At 68.3% G+C, this 21,367-nt stretch carries 18 protein-coding genes; 15 read left to right on the top strand and 3 right to left on the bottom strand.

The window, feature by feature from the left end:
• Positions 1 to 2 precede the first annotated feature (2 nt).
• The 11 genes from bchY to MCBMB27_RS10780 all read left to right on the top strand — a co-directional run bounded on the left by bchY (position 3) and on the right by MCBMB27_RS10780 (position 10,450).
• Positions 3 to 1,532, top strand: coding sequence for a chlorophyllide a reductase subunit Y (gene bchY, locus MCBMB27_RS10830; protein ID WP_075380396.1), 1,530 nt, complete (start codon positions 3 to 5; stop codon positions 1,530 to 1,532).
• Positions 1,532 to 2,998, top strand: coding sequence for a chlorophyllide a reductase subunit Z (gene bchZ, locus MCBMB27_RS10825; RefSeq protein WP_043757976.1), 1,467 nt, complete (start codon positions 1,532 to 1,534; stop codon positions 2,996 to 2,998). The genes bchY and bchZ overlap by 1 nt, the downstream gene beginning before the upstream one ends.
• A gap of 35 nt (positions 2,999 to 3,033) precedes the next feature.
• On the top strand, positions 3,034 to 3,255 hold the full coding sequence (locus MCBMB27_RS10820; RefSeq protein ID WP_170861823.1) for a hypothetical protein: 222 nt from the start codon (positions 3,034 to 3,036) through the stop codon (positions 3,253 to 3,255).
• A gap of 127 nt (positions 3,256 to 3,382) precedes the next feature.
• Complete coding sequence (gene pufB, locus MCBMB27_RS10815) at positions 3,383 to 3,619, top strand: light-harvesting antenna LH1, beta subunit (protein ID WP_043349888.1); 237 nt, start codon at positions 3,383 to 3,385, stop codon at positions 3,617 to 3,619.
• 10 nt (positions 3,620 to 3,629) lie between these two features.
• Positions 3,630 to 3,821, top strand: a complete 192-nt coding sequence (gene pufA / locus MCBMB27_RS10810; RefSeq protein ID WP_012319766.1) for a light-harvesting antenna LH1, alpha subunit — start codon at positions 3,630 to 3,632, stop codon at positions 3,819 to 3,821.
• A gap of 82 nt (positions 3,822 to 3,903) precedes the next feature.
• Complete coding sequence (pufL, locus tag MCBMB27_RS10805) at positions 3,904 to 4,728, top strand: photosynthetic reaction center subunit L (protein ID WP_043379897.1); 825 nt, start codon at positions 3,904 to 3,906, stop codon at positions 4,726 to 4,728.
• An 80-nt stretch (positions 4,729 to 4,808) separates the two neighbouring features.
• Positions 4,809 to 5,789, top strand: a complete 981-nt coding sequence (gene pufM, locus MCBMB27_RS10800) for a photosynthetic reaction center subunit M (RefSeq protein WP_043379895.1) — start codon at positions 4,809 to 4,811, stop codon at positions 5,787 to 5,789.
• Positions 5,790 to 5,799: 10 nt separating this feature from the next.
• On the top strand, positions 5,800 to 6,897 hold the full coding sequence (gene pufC, locus MCBMB27_RS10795) for a photosynthetic reaction center cytochrome PufC (RefSeq protein ID WP_043379892.1): 1,098 nt from the start codon (positions 5,800 to 5,802) through the stop codon (positions 6,895 to 6,897).
• Positions 6,898 to 7,005: 108 nt separating this feature from the next.
• Positions 7,006 to 7,149: a DUF3096 domain-containing protein gene (locus tag MCBMB27_RS10790; protein WP_075380395.1), complete on the top strand. Its 144-nt coding sequence runs from the start codon at positions 7,006 to 7,008 to the stop codon at positions 7,147 to 7,149.
• A 165-nt stretch (positions 7,150 to 7,314) separates the two neighbouring features.
• Entirely contained in the window at positions 7,315 to 10,005 is a 2,691-nt protein-coding gene (gene ppdK, locus MCBMB27_RS10785) for a pyruvate, phosphate dikinase (RefSeq protein ID WP_043379890.1), read from the top strand.
• 241 nt (positions 10,006 to 10,246) lie between these two features.
• The gene (locus tag MCBMB27_RS10780) at positions 10,247 to 10,450 is read left to right on the top strand and encodes a hypothetical protein (protein ID WP_236952946.1); all 204 of its coding nucleotides are present in this window, start codon (positions 10,247 to 10,249) and stop codon (positions 10,448 to 10,450) included.
• Between the two features lie 88 nt (positions 10,451 to 10,538).
• Here the strand turns inward: MCBMB27_RS10780 and MCBMB27_RS10775 are convergent, their stop codons facing one another.
• The 3 genes from MCBMB27_RS10775 to MCBMB27_RS10765 all read right to left on the bottom strand — a co-directional run bounded on the left by MCBMB27_RS10775 (position 10,539) and on the right by MCBMB27_RS10765 (position 15,922).
• Positions 10,539 to 12,038, bottom strand: coding sequence for a peptidoglycan L,D-endopeptidase MepK (locus tag MCBMB27_RS10775; protein WP_075380393.1), 1,500 nt, complete (start codon positions 12,036 to 12,038; stop codon positions 10,539 to 10,541).
• Between the two features lie 143 nt (positions 12,039 to 12,181).
• Positions 12,182 to 14,191, bottom strand: a complete 2,010-nt coding sequence (locus MCBMB27_RS10770) for a L,D-transpeptidase family protein (protein WP_075380392.1) — start codon at positions 14,189 to 14,191, stop codon at positions 12,182 to 12,184.
• Positions 14,192 to 14,437: 246 nt separating this feature from the next.
• Positions 14,438 to 15,922 (bottom strand): sigma-54-dependent transcriptional regulator, encoded by a 1,485-nt coding sequence (locus tag MCBMB27_RS10765; protein ID WP_043357728.1) that lies wholly within the window; start codon positions 15,920 to 15,922, stop codon positions 14,438 to 14,440.
• Between the two features lie 250 nt (positions 15,923 to 16,172).
• Here MCBMB27_RS10765 and MCBMB27_RS10760 point away from each other — a divergent pair, with 250 nt between their 5' ends.
• The 4 genes from MCBMB27_RS10760 (at position 16,173) to MCBMB27_RS10745 (ending at position 21,352) form a co-directional block, all read left to right on the top strand.
• Positions 16,173 to 18,044, top strand: coding sequence for a M3 family oligoendopeptidase (locus tag MCBMB27_RS10760; protein WP_091955064.1), 1,872 nt, complete (start codon positions 16,173 to 16,175; stop codon positions 18,042 to 18,044).
• Positions 18,045 to 18,149: 105 nt separating this feature from the next.
• Positions 18,150 to 19,511 carry an ABC1 kinase family protein gene (locus tag MCBMB27_RS10755; RefSeq protein ID WP_043757960.1) on the top strand — a complete coding sequence of 454 codons (1,362 nt, stop codon included), beginning with the start codon at positions 18,150 to 18,152 and terminating at the stop codon, positions 19,509 to 19,511.
• A 122-nt stretch (positions 19,512 to 19,633) separates the two neighbouring features.
• Positions 19,634 to 19,927: an aa3-type cytochrome c oxidase subunit IV gene (locus MCBMB27_RS10750; RefSeq protein ID WP_043357734.1), complete on the top strand. Its 294-nt coding sequence runs from the start codon at positions 19,634 to 19,636 to the stop codon at positions 19,925 to 19,927.
• A 207-nt stretch (positions 19,928 to 20,134) separates the two neighbouring features.
• Positions 20,135 to 21,352: a Re/Si-specific NAD(P)(+) transhydrogenase subunit alpha gene (locus MCBMB27_RS10745; protein WP_075380391.1), complete on the top strand. Its 1,218-nt coding sequence runs from the start codon at positions 20,135 to 20,137 to the stop codon at positions 21,350 to 21,352.
• Positions 21,353 to 21,367: the final 15 nt, after the last annotated feature.

Genomic DNA, 21,367 nt, shown 5'->3' with positions numbered 1-21,367 from the left:
CGATGGCCGTCTCCCTCGACATCGCCGATCTGCGGGCCCGCCAGGCGGCGCCCACCATCGATCGCGCCGCCACCGAGGGCGACGGGCTCGGCTGCCACGCCGGCAAGGACGCGATGCGGGCGGCCGCCGAGGCCGCCGGCCTGTCGGACACCCTGGCACAACTCCGCAGCGACTATCCGCAGGGTCCGCACGACCAGCCCCAGAGCATGTGCCCCGCCTTCGGCTCGCTCCGGGTCGGGCTGCGCATGCGCCGGACCACCACGATCCTCTCCGGGTCGGCCTGCTGCGTCTACGGCCTGACCTTCACCTCGCACTTCTACGGGGCCCGGCGCAGCGTCGGCTACGTGCCGTTCAATTCCGAGACCCTGGTCACCGGCAAGCTGTTCGAGGATATCCGCGAGGCGGTCTACGCCACGGCGAAGCCCGAGGATTACGACGCCGTCGTCGTCATCAATCTCTGCGTGCCCACGGCCTCCGGCGTCCCGCTACGCCTTCTGCCGAAGGAGATCGACGGCGTCCGGGTGATCGGCATCGACGTGCCGGGCTTCGGCGTCCCGACCCATGCCGAGGCGAAGGACGTGCTCGCCGGCGCCATGCTGAAGGTCGCCCGCGCGGAAGCCGAGCAGGGACCGGTGGCGGCGCCCCGGGGCGGCCGTTCGGAGCGCCCGAGCGTGGCGCTCCTCGGCGAGGTCTTCCCGGCCGATCCGGTGGTGATCGCGTCGCTCCTGGAGCCGCTCGGACTCGCGGCCGGCCCGGTGGTGCCGACCCGCGAGTGGCGCGAGCTCTACGCCGCCCTCGACTGCGCCGCCGTGGCGGCGATCCACCCGTTCTACACCGCCTCCATCCGCGAATTCGAGGCGGCGGGCCGCCCGATCGTCGGTTCGGCCCCGGTGGGCGTCGACGGAACCGCCGACTGGCTCGACCGGATCGGCGAGGCCTGCGCGGTGCCCCGCGCCATCGTCGAGGCGGCCAAGAACCGGATCCTGCCCGGCATCCGCGGGGCGCTCGCCGCCATGCCGATCAAGGGCCGGATCACCCTCTCGGGCTACGAGGGCTCGGAGCTGCTGGTGGCCCGGCTGCTGGTCGAGAGCGGCGCCGAGATCCCCTATGTCGGCACCGCCTGCCCGCGCACGCCCTGGTCCGAGTCCGACCGCGCATGGCTGGAAGCGCGGGGCACGCAGGTTCAGTACCGCGCCTCCCTGGAGGACGATCTCTACGCCCTGGATACGCTCAAGCCCGACCTCGCCATCGGCACGACGCCGGTGGTGCAGCGGGCCAAGGAGCGCGGCACGCCCGCCCTCTACTTCACCAACCTGATCTCGGCCCGCCCGCTGATGGGCGCGGCCGGTGCCGGGTCGCTCGCCACGGTGATCAACGCCGCGCTCGGCAACAAGGCGCGGTTCGATGCCATGCGCGACTTCTTCGAGGGCGTCGGCACCGGCTACGCCGCGGGGGTCTGGCAGGAGGTGCCGCAGCGGCGGCAGGGCCCGAAGATCGAGGGCCCGAAGAAGCCGATCGGGGAGATGGCATAATGCTGATCCTCGATCACGACAGGGCCGGCGGATACTGGGGCGCGGTCTACGTCTTCACGGCGATCAAGGGCCTGCAGGTCGTCATCGACGGCCCCGTGGGCTGCGAGAACCTGCCGGTGACGTCGGTGCTGCACTACACCGATGCGCTGCCGCCCCATGAATTGCCGATCGTGGTCACGGGCCTCGCCGAGGAAGAGCTCGGACGGCACGGCACCGAGGGCGCCATGAAGCGCGCTCACGCGACCCTCGATCCCGGCCAGCCCAGCGTGGTCGTCACCGGCTCCATCGCCGAGATGATCGGCGGCGGCGTCACCCCCGAGGGCACCGGCCTCCAGCGCTTCCTGCCCCGGACCATCGACGAGGACCAGTGGCAGGCCGCCGACAGGGCGATGCGCTGGCTGTGGCAGGAATACGGGGCGAAGAAGTTCGCCAAGAAGGGCATCCCGGCCCGGCCGGAGCGCAAGCCCGGCGAGCGGCCGCGGGTCAACCTCATCGGTCCGGCCTACGGCACCTTCAACATGCCCTCCGACCTCGCCGAGATCCGGCGGCTGGTGGAGGGGATCGGCGCCGAGGTGAACCTGACCTTCCCGCTGGGCTCGCACCTCGCGGACGTGCCCAAGCTGGTCAACGCCGACGCTAATATCTGTCTGTACCGGGAATTCGGCCGCCTGCTCTGCGAAGACTTGGAGCGGCCCTACCTGCAGGCGCCGATCGGCATCCTCTCGACGACGAAGTTCCTGCGCTCGCTGGGTGCCATTCTGGGCCTCGACCCGGAGCCGTTCATCGAGCGGGAGCGGCATACGACCATCAAGCCGGTCTGGGATCTCTGGCGGTCGGTGACCCAGGATTTCTTCGGTACCGCGAGCTTCGGCATCGTCGCCACCGAGACCTACGCCCGGGGCGTGCGCCATTTCCTCGAAGACGAGATGGGCCTGCCCTGCCATTTCGCCTTCGGCCGCTCCGCCGGGCTGAAACCCGACAACGACGCCGTGCGGGCCGCCATCGCGGCCAAGCCGCCCCTGGTTCTCTTCGGGTCGTTCAACGAGCGGATGTACCTCGCGGAGTGCGGCGCCCGGGCGACCTATGTTCCGGCCTCGTTCCCCGGCGCCATCATCCGGCGGCATACCGGGACGCCGTTCATGGGCTACGCGGGCGCCACCTACCTGGTCCAGGAAGTCTGCAACGCCCTGTTCGACACCCTCTTCCACATCCTGCCGCTCGCCCGCGACATGGACAAGGTCGAGGCCACACCGGCCCGCCTCCACCGCGAGCTGCCCTGGGACGAGGCCGCCCGTCAGGCCCTCGACAGCCTCGTGGAGGCCCAGCCGGTCCTGGCGCGGATCTCCGCCGCCAAGCGCCTGCGCGACGCCGCCGAGCGCGCCGCCCGCGACACAGAATCCGCCGCCGTGGCGCCCGCCCATGTGGCGCGGGCCCGGGCCGATCTCGCCGGGGGGATCCCCGCGTGAGCCGCCTTTCCGTTTCACCCAGAGGAGACCTGACGATGAGAACGATGGTCCCGACCGGCCGCCAGCATCAGGAAGCCATTCAGTTCCGGCTGATCCTGACGGCGACCTACCCGTTCTTCCTCGCCGCGGCCGCGCTGAACCGGTTCCGGCCGGCGCGCGAGGCGGCCCGTCCTGGCCTGGCACCGGCGCGGCGCTCGGTCTTCGGCGAGGCCCGCGCCATGGCGGTTCAGGCGATCCCCTTCGCCTTCATGGGCTGACACGCCCCTGAGCGAGACACTTCCGTCCGGTCACGCGGGGGAAGTCGAGCCGCGACCGCCGCACGGCATCGTGGCTGAACCCGTCGCGCCTCGTCAGAGGCGCGGCCAACACACGGAGGTCTGAACGATGGCGAGTGGACCCGTCACAACAGAAAGACCGAGCAGCCTGTCCGGGCTGACGGAACCGGAAGCCAAGGAGTTCCATGCGATCTTCCTGACGAGCTTCCTCATCTTCACGGCGATTGCCGTGGTCGCTCACATCCTCGTCTGGTTGTGGCGCCCCTGGCTTCCCGGACCGCAGGGCTACGCCTCTCTCGACGGCGTCCGCGATGCGGCCCACGCCCTCGTCACGATGATCGGCTGAGGAGGATCGAATGCACAAGGTTTGGTTGCTCTTCGATCCGCGGCGCACGCTGGTGGCTCTGTTCACCTTCCTCTTCATCCTGGCGCTGCTGATCCACTTCATCCTGCTCTCGACCGACCGGTTCAACTGGCTTGACGGTCCGAGAAACAACAAGGCGGCCGAGAACACCATCACGCTCGCGCTGCCGCAGATGCCGGCCTGACCGCCGGTCCGGACCGCGGCGCGCGAGGGCCGCGGTCACCCCAAACCTTCCCTTTCTCCGGCCTGACTGAGGAGCAGCCGCCATGGCGATGCTGAGCTTCGAGCGCAAATACAGGGTCCGCGGCGGCACCTTGCTCGGCGGCGACCTGTTCGACTTCTGGGTCGGGCCGTTCTTCGTCGGCTTCTTCGGGGTCGTCGGTTTGTTCTTCACGGTGCTGGGCACCGCCCTCGTCATCTACGGCGCGGCGATCGGGCCGACCTGGAACGTCTGGCAGATCAACATCGCGCCGCCGGATATCAGCTACGGCCTGCGGCTCGCCCCGCTGAAGGAGGGCGGTCTCTGGCAGATCATCACGTTCTGCGCGCTCGGGTCCTTCGTGTCCTGGGCGCTGCGCGAGGTCGAGATCTGCCGCAAGCTCGGTATCGGCTACCACGTGCCCGCGGCCTTCGGGATGGCGATCTTCGCGTATTTCACGCTGGTGGTGGTCCGGCCGTTCCTGATGGGCGCCTGGGGATACGGCTTTCCCTACGGCATCCTCAGTCACCTCGATTGGGTTTCCAACACCGGCTATCAGTATCTGCACTTCCACTACAATCCAGCGCACATGCTGGCCGTGACGTTCTTCTTCACCACGACGCTCGCCCTGGCGATGCACGGCGGCCTGATCCTATCGGCGACCAACCCGAAGAAGGGCGAGGTCGTGAAGACGCCGGAGCACGAGGACACCTTCTTCCGCGACACGATCGGCTACTCGATCGGCACGCTCGGCGTTCACCGCCTCGGCCTGTTCCTAGCCCTCTCAGCGGGGTTCTGGAGTGCGGTCTGCATCGTGATCAGCGGGCCGTTCTGGACGCAGGGTTGGCCGCAATGGTGGGGCTGGTGGCTCAATCTGCCGGTGTGGCGATGACAAGCCGGACGCGATCGGAACGAAGGACATAACGCGGGTCGCCGCCGTCGAGCGCGCGGCACTCCGGGGGAGGGCAGGCCATGGCCTATTACCAGAACATCTTCACGCAGGTTCAGGTGCGCCCGCTGGTACCGGAGCACGGCGTTCCGGTGGCGGTCGATGACCGGATCGGCAAGCCGTTCAACAGCTACCTGTTCGGGCTCATCGGCAACAGCCAAGTCGGTCCGATCTATATCGGCTATATCGCGGCGCTCTCGATCGTCTGCGGCTTGATCGCCTTCGAGATCATCGGGCTCAACATGTGGGCCTCGGTGAATTGGGATCCGGTCCAGTTCGTCCGGCAATTGCCGTGGCTCGCCCTGGAGCCGCCGCTCCCGAAGTACGGGCTGAAGGTCCTTCCACCCCTCAACGAGGGTGGCTGGTGGCTGATCGCCGGCTTCTTCCTGACGGCCTCGATCCTCCTCTGGTGGGTCCACCTCTATCGGCGGGCGCGGGCGCTCGGGCTCGGCACCCACGTGCCGTGGGCCTTCGCGTCGGCGATCTGGCTCTACCTCGTCCTCGGCTTCATCCGGCCGGTGCTGATGGGATCGTGGTCGGAAGCCGTGCCCTTCGGCATCTTCCCGCACCTCGATTGGACCGCGGCCTTCTCGCTCCGCTACGGGAACCTGTTCTACAACCCGTTCCACATGCTCTCGATCACGTTCCTCTACGGATCGACGCTGCTGTTCGCGATGCATGGCGGCACGATCCTGGCCTGCTCGCGCTACGGCGCCGAACGGGAGATCGATCAGATCGTCGACCGCGGCACGGCCACCGAACGCGCAGCCCTGTTCTGGCGCTGGACCATGGGCTTCAACGCCACGATGGAGTCGATCCACCGCTGGGCCTGGTGGTTCGCGGTCCTGACCACGCTAACGGGCGGCATCGGCATCCTGCTCACCGGGACCGTGGTGGACAACTGGTACCTCTGGGCGGTCAAGCACGGCGTCGCGCCCTCCTATCCCCAGGTCTACGGTCCGATCGTGGATCCCGCTCATCTCGCACCCGGCATGAAGCCGTGAGGAGGCCGTCATGAAGACGATTCTGGCGGTCATCGGCGGGGCTCTGGCCCTGTTCCTCACCATCGCGATGTTCGGCGGCGCGGGCTGGACCCATCCGCCGATGGCGAACAAGCAGACCGGCTTTCGCGGAACGGGCATGGACCTGATCCGCACCCGGGCCGGGAACGCGGCGCTGTCGGCGGCCAATGTGGCGCCGGCGCCGGCCGACCCGGCTGAGGCAGGGGGCGACAAGGCTTCGGCGGTCTACCAGAATGTGCAAGTGCTGGGAGATCTCTCGGCCGAGCAGTTCAACCGCTTGATGGTGTCGATCACCGAGTGGGTCGCACCCCAGCAGGGCTGCACGTACTGCCACAGCACCGAGAACATGGCTTCGGACGAGCTCTACCAGAAGCGCGTCGCCCGGCGCATGCTGCAGATGACTCAGTACATCAATTCCACTTGGAAGGAGAAGCACGTCCACGAGGCGGGTGTGACCTGCTACACGTGTCACCGCGGCAATCCGGTGCCGGCGAATATCTGGTTCGACCACCCGGTTCAGGGGGCGGGGCGTTTCATCCCGCGCAACAACAGCCAGAATCTCGCGTCCGCAGAGGTCGGCAACACGTCGCTGCCCTACGACGTCTATCAGGCCTTCTACCAGCACAAGGACACGCCCGAGGATGCGGTGCGGGTCAACGCCACCACGGCGCTGCCCGAGACGAAGGGCAAGCCGATCCAGGACGCGGAGAAGACCTTCGCAATCATGATCAGCATGTCGCAGTCACTGGGCGTGAACTGCACCTTCTGCCACAACACCCGCTCGGTGGCGCAGTGGGATACGAGCACGCCGAACCGCGTCCATGCCTGGTACGGCATCCGCATGGTCCGCGATCTGAACCAGGACTACATGACGCCGCTGACCTCGGTCTTTCCGCGGAATCGCCTCGGCGTTCTGGGCGACGTGCCGAAGATCAACTGCGCCACCTGTCACAACGGCGCCAACAAGCCGCTCAACGGCGCCAACGTGATCGAGCCCTATCCGGAACTGTCGCACCCGACGATTTCGGCGAACCTGCCCACGGGCGAGGCGAAGGACCCGATTCCCGGCACCGAGACGCCGAAGCCGTGATCGGACCGGAGCGGCCGGACCGTCCGGCCGCTCCGCTCAAGCTCCGGGGAACCTCTGTTGGGTAAAGGCGTCGATACCGGCGGCCAAGCTCGGCCTCAGGAGGCGCCCGTGACCATCACCATCTCGAACCTCCAACCGCTCATCGCGATCCTTGCCGGGATCCTGATCCTGGTGATGCCGCGGCTGCTCAACTACATCGTCGCGATCTACCTGATCATCGTCGGCGTGATCGGGCTCGGAATCCTCCATTGAGGGGCAGCGCCCGCACCGCGACGCGGGGGGCCTGACAGACCGTCGAACCCGTCATCCACGCACGCACAGGGCCATCGCGCGTTCATCTTGCGTTGCGCTGCGGGATGGTCCAACCCCGCCCATCAGCTCGGCCAGCGCCGGGCACCAGATACGGACGGGATCGACATGGCGACCGGAAGCGCGAAGTGGGTCTACGCCTTCGGCGACGGCAAGGCGGAGGGCAAGTCGCAGATGCGCGACCTGCTCGGTGGCAAGGGCGCCAACCTCGCCGAGATGTGCAATCTCGGCCTGCCGGTTCCGCCCGGCTTCACCATCACCACCGAAGTCTGCACCTACTACTACGATCACGGGAAGTCCTACCCGCCGGAGTTGAAGGATCAGATCGCCGCTGCGCTCGCCCAGATCGGCACGCTCACCGGCCGCAAGTTCGGCGATGCCACGAATCCCCTCCTCGTCTCGGTCCGCTCGGGCGCCCGGGCGTCGATGCCCGGCATGATGGACACGGTCCTGAACCTCGGGCTCAACGATGAGACCGTGCTGGCGCTGGCCAAGGAGGCCGAAGACGAGCGCTTCGCCTTCGATTCCTACCGTCGCTTCATCACCATGTATTCGAACGTGGTGCTGGGCGTTGAGCACCACGCCTTCGAGGAGGCGCTGGAGCAGTACAAGGAAGCCAAGGGCTTCGAGCTGGACACCGAGCTCAGCGCCGCGGACTGGAAGACGCTCATCCAGACCTACAAGAAGATCGTGCGCGACGAGCACGGATCCGACTTCCCGCAGGTCGCGGACGACCAGCTCTGGGGCGCGATCAGCGCCGTATTCAATTCCTGGATGATTCCCCGGGCCAAGAAGTACCGGGAGCTGAACAACATTCCGGAGAGCTGGGGCACGGCCGTCAATGTGCAGGCCATGGTGTTCGGCAACATGGGCGACACGTCGGCCACCGGCGTCGCCTTCACCCGCAATCCGTCCACCGGCGAGAAGGCGCTCTACGGCGAGTTCCTGATCAACGCGCAGGGCGAGGACGTGGTCGCGGGCATCCGCACGCCGCAGAACATCACCGAGAAAGCCCGGATCGAGGCCGAGAGCGACAAGCCTTCCATGGAGAAGGCCATGCCCGAGAGCTTCGCGGAACTGACCCGGATCTACGGGATCCTGGAGTCGCACTACCGCGACATGCAGGACATGGAATTCACCATCGAGAAGGGGAAGCTCTGGATGCTCCAGACCCGCAACGGCAAGCGCACGGCGAAGGCCGCCCTGCGCATTGCCGTGGATCTGGCGGGCGAGGGGCTGATCTCCCGTGAAGAGGCGATCGGCCGGGTCGAGCCCGGGGCGCTCGACCAGCTCCTGCATCCGACCATCGACCCGAAGGCGGACCGCAAGGTCATCGCCTCGGGCCTGCCGGCCTCGCCCGGCGCGGCGACCGGCGAGATCGTGTTCAGCTCCGAGGACGCGGAGGCGCATCGCAAGGCGGAGCGCAAGTGCATCCTGGTGCGGATCGAAACCTCGCCCGAGGACATCCACGGCATGCACGCCGCCGAGGGCATCCTGACCACCCGGGGCGGCATGACGAGCCACGCAGCCGTGGTCGCCCGCGGCATGGGCAAGCCCTGCGTCTCCGGCGTCGGCTCCATCCGGATCGACTACAAGGCGCAGACCCTGACGGTCGGCGGCAACACGCTCAAGGCCGGCGACAAGATCACCATCGACGGGTCCACCGGACAGGTGATCCAGGGCGAGGTGAAAATGCTGGAGCCCGAGCTGTCGGGTGACTTCGCCACCCTGATGGAATGGGCCGACGCCTTCCGCGGCATGAAGGTGCGGGCGAACGCCGATACGCCGACGGATGCCCGCACGGCGCGCAACTTCGGCGCGGAGGGCATCGGCCTCTGCCGTACGGAGCACATGTTCTTCGAGGGCGACCGCATCATCGCGGTGCGCGAAATGATCCTGGCAGACGACGCCGAGGGCCGCCGTGCGGCACTCGCGAAGATCCTGCCCTATCAGCGCCAGGACTTCCTCGAGCTGTTCACGATCATGTCCGGGCTGCCGGTCACGATCCGTCTGCTCGACCCGCCGCTCCACGAGTTCCTGCCGCATACCGATGCCGAGGTCGCCGAGGTCGTGAAGGCGACCGGGGTCTCCGAGGAGAAGATCCGGCACCGGATGCGGGAGCTGTCCGAGCACAACCCGATGCTCGGCTTCCGCGGCTGCCGGCTCGCCATCGCCTTCCCGGAGATCGCCGAGATGCAGGCCCGGGCGATCTTCGAGGCGGCCGTCCAGGCCGCCGCCGATACCGGTAGCCCGGTCACGCCCGAGGTGATGGTGCCGCTGGTGTTCACGCGCGCCGAGTTCGACATCGTGAAGGCGCGCATCGACGCTATGGCGAAGGCTGTCGCCGAGGAGAAGGGCGCGACCCTCGACTATCAGGTCGGCACGATGATCGAGCTGCCGCGCGCAGCGCTCAAGGCCGGCGAGATCGCCGAGACGGCCGAGTTCTTCTCCTTCGGGACGAACGACCTGACGCAGACGGCCTTGGGCATCTCCCGCGACGACGCGGCAACCTTCCTGGGTCCGTACACCCAGAAGGGCATCCTGCCGGCCGATCCGTTCATCACCATCGACCAGGAAGGCGTGGGCGAACTGGTGCGCATCGGCGTCGAGCGCGGCCGCAAGACCCGGCCGAACATCAAGCTCGGGATCTGTGGCGAGCACGGCGGCGATCCGGCCTCGATCGGCTTCTGCCAGGAGGTCGGCCTCGATTACGTGTCCTGCTCGCCCTACCGGGTGCCGATCGCCCGGCTCGCGGCCGCCCAGGCGGCGCTGGGCAAGGTCTCGGGCAAGGAAGGCTGAGCGCGCGCCGGAGGCCGCCGCGCGGCGGCCTCCGGATGGCGATCAACCATCCGAATGAAGACCAGTGGAAAAACCTCGCCTTTCGGTTGAACTCGACTCTTTGTGAGGCGTTCTTTCGTTGAACGAGGCGGTCTGGCGTGCGCCTATTCGGCCTGCGTCGGGTCAACGTCGCCCGTCAGAATCGGCCGTCAAGATGTCTCACAGCCCATCGCCGCTGTGCCTCACTGGGACCGATGCGGCCGTGTCGGTGCCGCGCGCGGCCGTCCGTGCGTATCTCGCCCTGGTCGGCGGCCTGGGCGGCTTGGTGACCGCCGTGATGCTGATGATGTCGGTCGCGGCCAACAGCGGTGGCGAAGCCGAACGCATCGCCGGGACGCAGGACGACAGCTACGCGGCAACGCTGGTCGGCGCCTTGGCGGTCAACCTGTCCAAGCCCCTGCGCTGAATCGAACGGGCGCGCTGGTCATCCTGCACGAGCCGTCCGACGCAGACGGGCAGGCGAAGCGCACCTCCCCGTCAGACCGACGCCTCGATCAGCGTGCTCCGGGCAAGGCGCGCGCGGCGGAGCCGGTAAACCGGGTTGTCAGGTCATCGCCCGGACTGCGCGTGCTGAACCGCGTCGTGACGCGGTCCGGAACCGCAGCGACGACCGAGTCGGGCGCTGCACCGCGGAGACGCGTGGCAGCCACATGCACGGGGACAGCGCGGCTCGCCGGCGTCGCAACGGGACCGGCCGACACGGAATCGAACAGGGCGCGCAGCTGGGCCTTGGCGTCCGCGTCCGGAGCCACGAGCGAACGCGGACGAACCGGATCCGGCGCCGTGGGCTTGCCGAGGGCGCGGATCTCGCTCGCGGACGGAAGATTGGCCATCCCGCGCTCGAGCGCGGCGAATTGCACCGGGCGCGGTGGCGGAAGCGGCATGTTCAGGCTCGCAACCGCGGCTGCGAGGTCCGAGGGACGCCGCGGCGGCAGCGGCGTCGTGACCGCCGGCATAGCGTCGTCGGCGGGCGCGGTTTGATCGGCCGTCAGAAGCGACTTGGCATCGGACGGCTTGATCTCCGCGCTCTTCGCCTGAGCCCGCGCCGCCAGCGAACCGCGCAGCGCGTCGTCGGTGGCGGGGGCCGCATAGGCGAGGGCCGTCCGTGCGCCCACCGGATCCTGCGGATCGGCGCTCGCCACGGCGACGACGGGGGCGCGCCGCCCCTTCTTCTCGACCGCCACCGGCGGCGGTGCCGGAGCGGGCTCGGGGCTAAATCGACCGCCGCCGAACAGACTCGCCAGGAAGCCGAACAGGCCGGGACCGTCTTCTTCCTCGCCGCCGGCCATCTGGGTCGTGATCCCCGCGACGGTACCGCCGCGGGCCAGGATCTCGGCCTTGGCCTCCTCGTAGCGCGGGAAGGGACGGTTGTCGCTCGGGAGCAGCACGGTCTTGCCGTCGGGGAAGAGCCGGGCGAGCTGATCGTGGGTCATCCGCGGCCACATCCGCACGGAACCGACATCGAGATGCACGAAGGGCGTTCCGGCATGCGGATACCAGCCGACGCCGCCCCGCTGCATCTGGAGCCCGACCTCGCGGATTCGGTCGATCGAGACGTCTGGCACGAAGAAGTCCATCGCCTTGCCGAGCATGTGCTGGCTGTACTCGGCCACCATCTTGGAGCGGCGGCGAAGCATCGCGTTGGTGCCGGGGGACCGATAGGCCGAGACGATGTGGATCGGTTGCGACGAGCCGACCTGGCGATAGGCCTCCCAGACCGTATCGAACAGCCGCGGATCCATCTTGGTGGGCTCGTTGATTCGCCAGTCGCGGAGCAGCCAGTTCAGCTGATCGAGGGCCGCGCGGTCGTAGCGGCCATCGCGCTTGAACGTGATGGTCGCGCTTTCCTGCGTGTGCGTGTGGTAGATGGTCAGCGAGCGGGTGTCGCCGTTGGCCACCGCGTCCTCGGTTTCGGCCGTCCCGACCAGCACTCCGAGCACGAGGCCGGACAAGCCCAGGGCGAGGTGACGGAGGGGACGCGGGAGACTGGGCACGACGGTCCTGATCCTCTCCCGAAACCCTCGCCCGAACGCATCTCAGCCCGGGCTGTCGGTCGAAACGGCTAAGGCTCGACCGTGGCGAAATCGTGCCCGGCTGTGCGTCTGCGCACGCGAAAGTTGCGGGTTCCGCGGGTGGCCTACCACCACCCGCGCGGCGCCGATTGCTGCGGCGCAGGCGTCCAGAGCCCGGGCTCGCCGTATTCCGGCGCGCTGTCGGCCCGAGCGGCGCGGCGCAGGGACCGGCGCCGCGTGTCCGCGTCCTCGTAGCGCCCTTCGGGCCACGCCTCGGCATTGGCCACCGGGCGCTCGGGCGCGCGGCGATGGACCGTCCGCGCCACGGTCGGCTTCGGGGCGGGCTCGGCCTTGCGCCGCGGCGGCTCGTCCGGCAGCCGGGCGATCGCCGGTCCGCCGCCGCCGGGCAGCCCGAGGGCCGCGCGCATCGGCGCGTCGTAGCCGTAAAGGTCCGGCAAGGTACGGTAGGTGCCGCCATCGTCCACGAAGGCGGTGAAGTAGGCGAGATGGACCGGCAGCTTCTCCGGCAGCCGGATCGTCCGCTCGCCCTTGCCGATCAGCTTCTTCAACCTGTCCTGAGACCAGTCCGGCAGCACCGCGTCGGCAAGGCGGAACGGGTCGTCGACGCGCACGCAGCCGTGGCTGAAATCCCGCTTCGAGGCTGAGAACAGCGAGCGGTTGGGCGTATCGTGCAGGTAGACCGCGTGCTGGTTCGGGAACATGAACTTGATGAAGCCGAGCGCATTGCGCTCGCCGGGGGGCTGGCGGAGCGAGATGTGCCCCCCGCGGCGGACGACCTCGTAGCCCCCCCAGGTCTTGCCACCGTAGCCGGCGAGCTTCGGCGCCATCGTCTTCAGGATCGAGGGCGGCACGTACCAGGACGGGTTGACGACCGCGTATTCCATCAGCCCCGAGAACAGGGGCGTCCGCGATTCCGGCTTGCCGACGATGACCCGCGCCTCATCGCGCAGGACGCCGCCCCGGTAGGCGCGCAGGCGGTATTCCGGGACGTTGACCAGGATGTAGTCGGATCCCAGATCGCCGGGAAGCCACCGCCACCGCTCCATGTTGACGATGAGTTCGGCCTCGCCCCCCGTCGGGCGTGCGGCGCGACCGGCATCGGCAAGGGCCAGGACCGTCTGGACGTTCAGGACCCCGTTGCCCGGCAGCCCGCGGCCGCGCTGGAACTTCGCGACCGCGTCGGCGACGACGGAGTCGTACTCGTCCGGCTCGCCGGGGGGCTTGTCGAACGTTCCGGCCGGGCGGCTCTCGAGATTGAAATGCGCCCGGAGCAGCGGCACGCGGGCATCGCGCATGCCGACGCGCAGGGCTGGTCCGGCCGGAAGGCGCAGCGGCTTCACGGCGGTCGGCACGGGACCGCGCAGGGCGGCGAGACGCGCCTTGAGGGCGAGATAGCCGGGCGTCGCCGGATTGTAGCCCTGGAGCGCCTCGCCGGCCTTCGCGCCGGCCTCATCGAGCTTCGCCAGCACCGCGTCCCCGGCGGGAAGATCGAGATGCGGCGTGATCAGCCGCGAGATCGAGGCCAGGTTGACGCGGCCGCCACGGGCGTCCCGGGCATAAAGCACGGCCGCCGCGGACAGGCGGAGATCGGCATCGGCGAGCGCCTTCTCGTCCGGCTTATCGGGCAGCGACGGGACCGTGTAGGCACGCGAGTCGAGACCGTCCTCGGCGGCAGCCGCCAGCCGGGCCGACACCGCCTTTGCAGCCTCGGTCCACGCCCCGCCGGAGATCCAGAGCGGCTTGTAGGTGCGGGCTTCGTAGAAGCTCCGGATCGCATCGCGATCCTTGCCGGTCAGACGGAGCAGAAGGGGGGCGGGATCCGCGAAGCGGGCGAAGACCGCAGCACCGAGCGGATCCGTCGGGGCGACCGGCGCCGTGGCGGCGGGGGCCGGCGCCGGCTCGGCCGCCGGTGCCTCAGGCTTGTAGTCGGGTAGAGCCGTCGTGGCCGGAGCCGAGGGAGCCGCCTGCGCAGGCGGCGCGGCGGCTGGCGATGCCGGGACATCGGCGGAGGGCTGGTCCAGCGAGACGGTCTCCGCACGAAGCGAGGCGGCCGGGGCCAGCGTACCGCAGAGAAGGGCGGCCAGCGCCATGAGGCTGGAGCGCGGGACGCGCATCGTGATCTCCCGGGGTGCGGCGGCAGGACCGCACGCTCAGAGTGTGATTATCCGCGCAAGCGTGGCTTTCAGCAACCGCAGTCGTCGCGAATAGAACCTCTGTCGCGCAGATGAATGTGTCATTTCTAATGCTGCTCAGCTTATGATCTACCTAATCGTCGGTCGATTGCGTGCAGCATCAGGTGAATTTCCCGCACCACCGCGCCGACCGAATGCGGTCGGTGCGTTAGCGCACGCGGCGCTCGATCAGGCCGCGTCCTCGGTCTTCGCGTCGTCCTCCAAGCCCAGATCCTTGAGCTTGCGGTAGAGGGTGGAGCGACCGATGCCGAGGCGACGCGACACCTCCGACATCCGCTGCCGATAGAACTGGAGCGCGAAGCGGATGATCTCCGCCTCCAGGACGTCCATCGGCTTCATCTCGCCGGTTTCCTCGGTCACGAGGGACATGGCATGAGGGTCGCGCACCTCCACGCGGACGATCTCGCGCACGGGCTCGGGGGCGTAGGCCGGCATCTGCGTCTGAACCGGCAGGGCCGGGATGCGGACGTCGAAGCCTTCCACCTGCGCGGCGATCTGGGGGAATTCGGCCACGGTCAGCTCGTCGCCGTCCGCGAGCACGACAGCGCGGAACAGGGCATTCTCCAGCTGCCGGACATTCCCCGGCCAGGGATAGCGCGTCAGCAGCGCCATCGCCTCCGGCGTGATGGCCCGCACGCGCTTGCCTTCCTCGGCCGAGAACCGCGCGCAGAACGAGCGAACGAGGTCCGGTATATCCTCGCGGCGCGCCCGCAACGGCGGCAGCGTCATCGGGAAGACGTTCAGGCGATAATAGAGATCCTCGCGAAACTTGCCCTGCTTGACGAGGTCGAGCAGCGATCGATTGGTGGCGGAGACGAGGCGGATGTCCACCCGCACGGAGCGTTTGCCGCCGACGGGATCCACCTCGCCCTCCTGCAGGGCCCGGAGCAGCTTGACCTGCGCGTCGAGGGGAAGCTCGCCGATCTCGTCGAGGAAGAGCGTACCGCCCGAGGCCTCGACGAACTTGCCGGCATGCTTTTCGGTCGCGCCGGTGAACGCGCCCTTCTCGTGACCGAACAGCGTGGATTCCACGAGATTCTCGGGGATCGCCCCGCAATTGACCGTCACGAACGGCTTGCCGCGCCTGTCGCCGGATCCCTGGATCGCCCGGGCCAGCACCTCCTTGCCGACGCCGGACTCGCCCTCGATCAGGACCGGGATGTTCGATTTCGCCGCCCGCTCGGCGAGGCGGATCAGCCGCTCCATGTCGGGGCTTTTGGACGTGAGATCCTTGAAGGTCAGCGCCCCGGAGGCCCGGCGGCGCATGCGGCGCACCTCCTCCTCCAGCGTATCGACCCGCAGGGCGTTCTTGATCGAGACCTGCAGCCGCTCGGCACCCGCCGGCTTGACCACGAAGTCCACGGCGCCGGCCCGCATGGCGCCGACCACCGTGTCGATGGAGCCGTTGGAGGTCTGGACGATCACCGGGGTGGCGAGGCCGCTCTTGCGCATCTCGGCCAGCACGCCAAGCCCATCGAGACCCGGCATGACGAGGTCGAGGAGCACGACGTCCGCGCCTTCGGACCGGAGCAGGGCCAGTGCGTCCGCGCCCGTTTCGGCGACCCGGGGCTCGAAGCCGAAGCGGCGCACCGCCGCCTCGGCGAGACGCCGCTGGACCGGATCGTCGTCCACAATGAGCACGGTGGCGGACATGGCGGCTCCCTGAACGGCGCGCGAAGGCCGGACTCGCGACATGGGCTCAACCCCGTCACGGGCTCCGATTCGGCGACTGTTTCGTTTCGAGCCGCAGGGTGACCCACAGACGTAAAGTGGCGCTTAACGACGTTTGCATCGTGTCGTCGACGATCGCGCGGGGCTTCGAACCGACACGCCGCGTTGAACGCGTGGCGGCACGCTCGATATCAGGGTACGGGGCCGCTGCCCTTAGAGAGGATTGCACGACATGATGCCGAGCCACGCCGCATCGCCGGTGACTGTCCGCCTGCCGGAGGGCGTGAGCGCCGCGCGCGCCGCCGCGAAGGCTGCCGACCTCGGCCATCTTCCGGAATGGGATTTGTCGGACCTCTATTCCGGCCTCGATGACCCCAAATTCTCCGGCGACATGACCCGGGCCGAGGAGGAGTGCCGCCGGTTCTCCGAACTCTATGCCGGCCGCATAGCCGAGCTCGCCGCGGGACCGGAGGCGTCCGCCCGACTGGCGGAGGCTGTGCGCACCTACGAGGGGATCGAGGACCTGCTGGGCAAGCTGATGTCCTTCGCGGGTCTCGTCTATTCCGGCGATACCACCGACGAGGCACGGGCCAAGTTCTACGGCGACACGCGCGAGCGCCTGACCAGCGCCTCCGCGGATCTCCTGTTCTTCGCCCTGGAGCTGAACCGCGTCGACGACGCGGCGATGAATGCCGCGATGGCGGAGGGGCCGCTCGCCCACTACGCGCCGTGGATCGAGGACCTGCGCAAGGAGAAGCCGCACCAGCTCGACGACCGGACCGAGAAGCTCTTCCTCGAGAAGTCGGTCACGTCGAACGCCGCCTGGGACCGTCTGTTCAACGAGACGATCGCCTCGCTGCGCTTCACCGTGCAGGGCGAGGAGATGCCGCTGGAGCCGACGCTCAACAAGCTCCAGGATCCGGACGGAGCCGTCCGCAAGGAGGCGGCCGGTGCGATCAGTGAGGTTTTGCGCGGGCAGTTGCGCGTCTTCACGCTGATCACCAACACGCTGGCGAAGGACAAGGAGATTTCCGACCGCTGGCGCGGCTTCAAGGACGTGGCGGACGCGCGCCACCTGTCGAACCGGGTCGAGCCCGAGGTGGTGGAAGCCCTCGTCGACGCCGTACGGGCGGCCTATCCGCGGCTCTCACACCGCTACTACAAGCTGAAGGCGAAGTGGTTCGGGCAGGAGACGCTGCCCTATTGGGACCGGAACGCGCCTCTCCCGCGGGTCGAGCAGCGGACGATCCCCTGGACGGAGGCCCGCGACACGGTTCTCTCCGCCTACGATGCCTTCTCGCCGGAGATGGCGGGGATCGCGAAGCGCTTCTTCGATGAGCGTTGGATCGACGCGCCGACCCGTCCCGGCAAGGCGCCGGGCGCCTTCGCGCATCCGACCGTGCCGTCGGTTCACCCCTATGTCCTGGTAAACTACCAGGGCAAGCCGCGGGACGTGATGACGCTGGCGCACGAGCTCGGCCACGGCGTCCACCAAGTTCTCGCCGGGCCGAACGGCGCCCTGATGGCGCCGACCCCCCTGACGCTCGCGGAGACCGCCAGCGTGTTCGGCGAGATGCTGACCTTCCGCAGGCTCCTCGCCGCCACCACCGACACGACCCAGCGCCGGGCCATGCTCGCCGCCAAGGTCGAGGACATGATCAACACGGTGGTGCGCCAGATCGCCTTCTACTCTTTCGAGCGGAAGGTGCATCTCGCCCGCGCGAAGGGCGAGCTGACCACCGATCAAATCAATGCCCTGTGGCTGTCCGTGCAGGCCGAGTCGCTCGGTCCGGCCATCACGCTGGATTCCGGCTACGAGCCGTTCTGGGCGTATATCCCCCACTTCATCCATTCGCCGTTCTACGTCTACGCCTACGCGTTCGGCGATTGCCTGGTGAACTCGCTCTACGGCGTCTATGCCCAGGCGGAGGAGGGCTTCGTGGAGCGCTACTTCGCGCTGCTCGCGGCAGGCGGCTCCAAGCCCTACGGAACGTTGCTTGCGCCGTTTGGGCTCGACGCGAAGGATCCGGGCTTCTGGCAGATCGGGCTCGGCATGATCGAAGGGATGATTGCCGAACTGGAAGGCATGGAAGGACAGCCCTGACAGCGACGCCGCGGGGTGCCCCCCCGCGGCGCCGGGCCCCACGCCCCTGGTTCACGCGGGGGCGCGGCTTATCTCCGGACCATCACACGACAAGCAGATCGAGAGATGGCCGAGACCGACCGCGAAGCCAACCGCTTCTCCGCCCGTGCCGGGCGCTACGCCAGCGTGGGCGCCAATGTCGGCGGCGTAGCCGCTCGCATGGCCATGGCACGGCTGTTCGGGAAGGAGGGCACGACCAACGCGGCCGCCCTCGCGCAGGCGCTGGGCGGGCTGAAAGGTCCGATCATGAAGGTGGCGCAGTTGCTGGCCACCGTCCCCGACCTCCTGCCCCCGGAATACGCCACCGAGTTGCAGAAGCTCCAGGCCGACGCGCCGCCGATGGGCGCGGCCTTCGTCCGGCGCCGGATGCAATCGGAACTCGGAGCCGGGTGGCAGAGCCGCTTCGGCAGCTTCGACCTCAAACCCGCAGCCGCCGCCTCGTTGGGCCAAGTGCACCGTGCAACCGCCCAGGATGGTGAACGGCTCGCCTGCAAGCTTCAGTATCCGGACATGCAATCGGCCGTGGAGGCCGACCTGAAGCAGCTGGAAGTCGCCTTCGCGCTGCATCGCCGGATGAACACGTGGCTCGACACCCGCGAGATCGCCAAGGAGATCGGCGCCCGGGTCCGCGAGGAACTCGACTACGAACGTGAGGCCAAGCACGCGGCACTCTACGGAGCCGTTCTGAAGGACATCGCGGCGGTGCGCGTGCCCCGGGTCTTTCCGGACCTCTCCACCAAGCGCCTCCTGACGCTCGGCTGGCTCGACGGAGACAAGATCCTGGGCTTCGCCGACGAGCCGGTGGAGGTGCGCAACCGGATCGCCCAGGCGATGTTCAAGGCGTGGTGGCACCCGTTCAGCCGCGCGGCCGTGATCCACGGCGATCCGCATCTCGGCAATTACACCGTCTTCTCAGAAGGCGGCGAGGCCGCGGGCATCAACCTGCTCGATTACGGCTGCGTCCGCATCTTCCATCCGCGATTCGTGGGCGGTGTCGTGGATCTGTATCGCGGCCTCTTGGAGAACGACGAGGCCCGCATCGTCCACGCCTACGAGGTGTGGGGCTTCAAGGACCTCGACAAGGAGAAGATCGAGATCCTGAACATCTGGGCCCGGTTCATCTACGGCCCCCTGCTGGAGGATCGGACCCGCACGGTCGCGGACGGGGTGAAGCCCGGAGAATATGGCCGGCGGCAGGCCTTCCAGGTCCACCAGGCGCTGAAGGAGCGCGGACCCGTGACCGTTCCGCAGGAATTCGTCTTCATGGACCGCGCCGCCGTCGGCCTCGGCGCGGTGTTTCTCCACCTCAGGTCGGAACTCAACTACCACCGGTTGTTCGAGGCCGAGATCGAGCATTTCTCGCTGGACGAATTGTCGGATCGCCAGGGCCGGGCCCTTGCCGAGGCGGGATTGCCGGAACCGGTCTGATCGGGATCGAAGATCCACCGAGAGAGCGATCAACTTGCGTGCGTCCGATTGCGGCAGATAAACGCTTGAGCTACATCCGACCCTGACCGCAAGAAGTCGCGTCTTAGGGAAACGAGCGCACGATGGCCGAGAGTGACACGGTGGCCGGGCACACCTACAGCCCGGCGATGGACGCGAGGACTCACGAACAGACCTATCGCGGGTTCGTCCGGTTCGTCGAAATTGCCACCGGCGTCGTGATTTGCTGGGTCTTGGCCCTTGCGATCGGCGGAATCCGCGAGGCGTGGCTGCTGGCCATCGTCGGCGTGATCGTCGCTGGAGCGGCAGGAGCCGTCGGTGCCCTGGCGCCGGCCGTCGGCTGGCGTGCGCCGCTGGTCGTGGGCATCCTCCTCGTCCTCTACCTGTTCTTCGCCTGAAGCGAGGCCCGAGCGGCCGGTTCGCTGGCTGCCTCGGATGAGGAGCTCGCTCGCATTCGCCGAGCGGGCCGCTGACGCATTGTTGGCAATTAAATTGAGCACAAGTTACATTCCGGCCGCTTCCAACGCGGTATCGTAGATCCGCCTCTCGAAAACCGTCGCCGGTTCGCGCATTCGAAGGCCGAGCTTTTCCAGGGGAACCCTCGCATGCGCATTGCTGTGCTGTCCGAGACGGACTCCGCGGAGCCGCGCGTCGCCGCGGTTCCTGAGACCGTCAAGAAGTTCATTTCGCTCGGTGCCGACGTCGTGGTGCAGTCCGGTGCGGGCAAGAGAGCCGGCATCCTCGACAGCGAGTACGAGGCGGCCGGCGCCAGCATCGCTGGGAGCGCGGCCGACGCCGCCGGTGACGCCGATCTCGTGCTCAAGGTCCGCCGACCGAGCGCCGAGGAGCTGCCGCAGCTGAAGCGCGGCGCCACCGTGATCGCGATCATGGACCCCTACGGAAACGAGGCGGCCCTGAAGGCGATGGCCGAGGCCGGCCTCGACGGTTTCGCCATGGAGCTGATGCCCCGAATCACCCGGGCCCAGGTGATGGACGTGCTGTCCTCGCAGGCGAACCTCGCCGGCTACCGCGCGGTCGTCGATGGTGCCGCCGAGTACGGGCGGGCGATGCCCATGATGATGACCGCCGCCGGCACGGTGCCGGCCGCCCGCGTCTTCGTGATGGGCGTCGGCGTGGCCGGTCTTCAGGCCATCGCGACCGCCCGCCGCCTCGGCGCGGTGGTCACGGCCACCGACGTCCGGCCCGCCACCAAGGAACAGGTCGAATCACTCGGCGCCAAGTTCGTGGCCGTCGAGGACGACGAGTTCAAGCAGGCCGAGACCGCGGGCGGCTACGCCAAGGAGATGTCGGCCGAATACCAGAAGAAGCAGGCGGAGCTGGTCAAGGGCCACATCGCCAAGCAGGACATCGTCATCACCACGGCGCTGATCCCCGGACGCCCGGCTCCCAAGCTGGTGTCCGAGGAGATGGTGGCCTCGATGAAGCCGGGTTCGGTCCTGGTGGATCTCGCGGTGGAGCGTGGCGGCAACGTCGCCGGCGCCAAGGCCGGTGAGGTCGTCACCAACGACCGCGGTGTGAAGATCGTCGGCCACGTCAACGTTCCGGGGCGCCTCGCCGCGACAGCCTCGAGCCTCTATGCGCGCAATCTCTACGCCTTCGTCGAGACCCTGATCGACAAGGACTCGAAAGCGCTCGCCATCAACTGGGACGACGAGCTGGTGAAGGCCACGAACCTCACCCGCGGCGGTTCGGTCGTCCACGCATCCTTCCAGCCCAAGACCGAGGGAGCGACCTCGGAAGCCGCGTCCGTGGGGCTCGCCAAGCCGGAGACCGGCACGGCCGCTCCGGCCGGCGCACAGTGAAGCCCGGCCGAGAGG

Source organism: Methylobacterium phyllosphaerae, from assembly GCF_001936175.1.
Classification (GTDB): domain Bacteria; phylum Pseudomonadota; class Alphaproteobacteria; order Rhizobiales; family Beijerinckiaceae; genus Methylobacterium; species Methylobacterium fujisawaense.
This window is presented reverse-complemented; position numbering and strand designations above follow the sequence as displayed.